The 3,098-nt window shown below is 59.7% G+C and carries 2 protein-coding genes; both read left to right on the top strand.

Features of this window, described 5'->3' with window-relative positions; translation table 11 throughout:
* The first annotated feature begins 134 nt into the window (after positions 1 to 134).
* Entirely contained in the window at positions 135 to 1,130 is a 996-nt protein-coding gene (gene argF, locus SFLMC1_RS04055; RefSeq protein WP_152074023.1) for an ornithine carbamoyltransferase, read from the top strand.
* A gap of 137 nt (positions 1,131 to 1,267) precedes the next feature.
* Positions 1,268 to 2,755, top strand: coding sequence for a YfcC family protein (locus tag SFLMC1_RS04050; protein WP_370457536.1), 1,488 nt, complete (start codon positions 1,268 to 1,270; stop codon positions 2,753 to 2,755).
* The last annotated feature ends 343 nt before the right edge of the window (positions 2,756 to 3,098 follow it).

Below are 3,098 nucleotides of genomic sequence, written 5' to 3'. Positions count from 1 at the left end.
GCATGCCCTTCTGGCGCGAGGACCTCTAAGTCTTTCCGTTTCCGGTGCGGTCCCCCTACAACCGCACCGGTTTCGCCCGTCAAACGGGCAACACTAATACTTACGTAATTCATTTCTTCGAAAGGAATCAAACCATGGGTGTTAACCTCTCCGGTCGTAGCTTCCTCAAGCTCCTCGACCTCACCACCGAGGAGATCGAGTACCTGCTCAAGCTCTCCAAGAACTTCAAGGACATGAAGCGCGCTGGCGTTCCGCACCGCTATCTCGAGGGCAAGAACATCGTTCTGCTCTTCCAGAAGACCTCCACTCGTACTCGCTGCGCCTTCGAGGTCGGCGGCATGGACCTGGGCATGGGCGTGACCTACCTCGATCCCGGTTCGTCGCAGATGGGCAAGAAGGAGTCCATCGAGGACACCGCTCGCGTCCTCGGCCGCATGTATGACGGCATCGAGTTCCGTGGCTTTGCCCAGGACGACGTCGAGGAGCTCGCCGCTAAGTCCGGCGTGCCCGTGTGGAACGGCCTGACCACCGAGTGGCATCCCACTCAGATGCTCGCCGACATTCTGACCGTCCAGGAGAACTTCAATTACGACATCAAGGGCAAGACCCTCGTCTTCATGGGCGACTGCAAGAACAACGTTGCTCGCTCCCTCATGGTCGTCTGCTCCAAGCTCGGTATGAACTTCGTGGCCTGTGGCCCCGAGGAGTGCATGCCCGCTGACGACGTCATCGAGGCCTGCAAGCCCATCGCCAAGGCCAACGGCTGCACCATCAAGCTCACCACCGACGTCAAGGACGGCGTCACCGGTGCCGACGTTATCTACACCGACGTGTGGGTCTCCATGGGCGAGCCCGACGAGGTCTGGGCCGAGCGCATCGCTCAGCTCACCCCGTATCGTGTTACCTCCGAGGTCATGGCTATGGCCAACCCGGGTGCCATCTTCCTGCACTGCCTGCCCAGCTTCCACGACACCAACACCACGATTGGCGCCGAGAAGTGCGAGCAGTTCGGCATCACCGAGCAGGAGGTCACCGACGAGGTCTTCGAGAGCCCCGCTTCCAAGGTCTTCGACGAGGCCGAGAACCGCATGCACACCATCAAGGCCGTCATGTACGCAACCCTCAAGTAAGAGCTCTAGCATCTCGCTCGGGGTGTATTGCTGCACACCCCGAGCGGCTTTGTCTGGTAAATATCTCGCTTTGGGCGGTGGGCACGGCACGGAAGATCCGCTTCGCGCGAGAAAGTGAAATGATTTATGAAGGGGGGATGAGAACCATGACTGAGACCGCTAAGAAAAAGCGCGGTATGCCTTCATCGTTCACCATTCTTCTAGCTCTGCTGGCAATTGTCGCAGTGATTACCGTTATCGTCTCCGGCGCGTCCGGCGGCGCGGTTACTGCAGCCCGCCTGAGCGATTTCTGCACCGCTCCGATTCTGGGCTTCGCTGACGCTTTGCCCGTCTGCCTCTTCGTTATGATCCTGGGCGGCTTCCTCGGCATGATGACCGAGACTGGCGCTCTGGACAACGGCATTGCCGTTCTGGTGCAGAAGCTTAAGGGCAACGAGATCATGCTCATTCCTGTCCTTATGTTCATCTTCTCCCTCGGCGGTACCACCTATGGTATGTGCGAGGAGACCGTTCCCTTCTACGCCCTGCTCGCCGCTACCATGATGGCCGCTGGCTTCGACCCTATGGTCGGCGCCGCCACCGTCCTGCTCGGTGCTGGCTGCGGCTGCCTGGGTTCCACGGTTAACCCGTTTGCCGTCGGCGCTGCCGTCGACGCCCTGACCGGCGTTGGCATTCAGGTCAACCAGACCATCATCATCGGCCTCGGTGCCGTCCTGTGGGTCGTCACCACCGCCATGTCCATCGTCTTCGTGATGAGCTACGCCAAGAAGGTCAAGGCCGACAAGGGCTCCACCATCCTGTCGATGCAGGAGCTTAAGGACGCCGAAGAGGCTCACGGCAAGGCTGCTTCCGAGGTTAACAAGGAGGTCAAGCTCACCGGTCGTCAGAAGGGTGTTCTGATCGCCTTCGCCTTCACCTTCGTCGTTATGATCGTCGGCTTCATCCCGCTGGCTGACCTCAACAAGGGCGTTGCCGACTTCTTCGACGCTGGCGCCGTCTACGACGCTGATGGTAACGCTGTCGTCCAGGGCTGGTCTGCCCTGATCACCGGTCTGCCTATTGGCCAGTGGTACTTCAACGAGGCTTCCACCTGGTTCTTCCTCATGGCTATCCTGATCGGTATCATCGGCGGCCTGTCCGAGAAGCAGATCGTTAACACCTTCATCGCCGGCGCTGCCGACATGATGTCCGTTGTTCTCGTCATCGCTCTCGCCCGTGGTATTTCCGTCCTCATGGCTAACACCGGTCTTGACAAGTATGTCCTTAACGCTGCCGCCAATGCCCTGGCTGGCCTGTCCGGTGTGATCTTCGCTCCCATGAGCTTCCTGGTCTACTTCGGCCTGTCCTTCCTGATCCCCTCGACCTCCGGTATGGCCACCGTCTCCATGCCCATCATGGGACCGCTGGCTGTTAAGCTCGGCTTCTCGCCCGAGGTCATGGTCATGATCTTCTCCGCTGCCATCGGTGTCGTGAACCTGTTCACCCCGACCTCCGGTGCCATCATGGGCGGTCTCGCTCTGGCCAAGATCGAGTGGACGACCTGGCTCAAGTTTGCCCTTAAGCTCATCGTCGCTCTCTCCGTCGTCTGTGCCATCATCCTGACCGTCGCCTGCGTGTTGATCTAAGAGCCCAACGGGTGCCCCACGGAAACCTTGACGATCCTGTAAAGGATCACCTGGTCATCGTCTGTCCGGTGGGGTCAGCCCGCCGGTAGACTCCTACCTTTAGCCCCCTCCTGTTCCGTGCGCGGGAGGGGGCGACTTGCGTTCCGGCGTTTTGCCAAACGCCGGAACCGGTCGACGCTGCGCGCTGTTCGTCCTTTGCTTGCGGCGCTTTCTATTGCTGGTGCAGGGGGCGCATAGCCTACTCTGATGGGCTTTCGCTGACTTATGCTCAACCTGCGATGTTGCCGATGTTGGTGGAGGGGAAGTGCGTTGGGGGGTAGCTAATTTGGGACGGGGCTTTTTT

This window comes from Collinsella aerofaciens (assembly GCF_901212495.1).
Classification (GTDB): domain Bacteria; phylum Actinomycetota; class Coriobacteriia; order Coriobacteriales; family Coriobacteriaceae; genus Collinsella; species Collinsella aerofaciens_H.
Note: the sequence above shows the minus strand (reverse complement) of the source record. Positions and strands in the feature narration are given on the sequence as shown.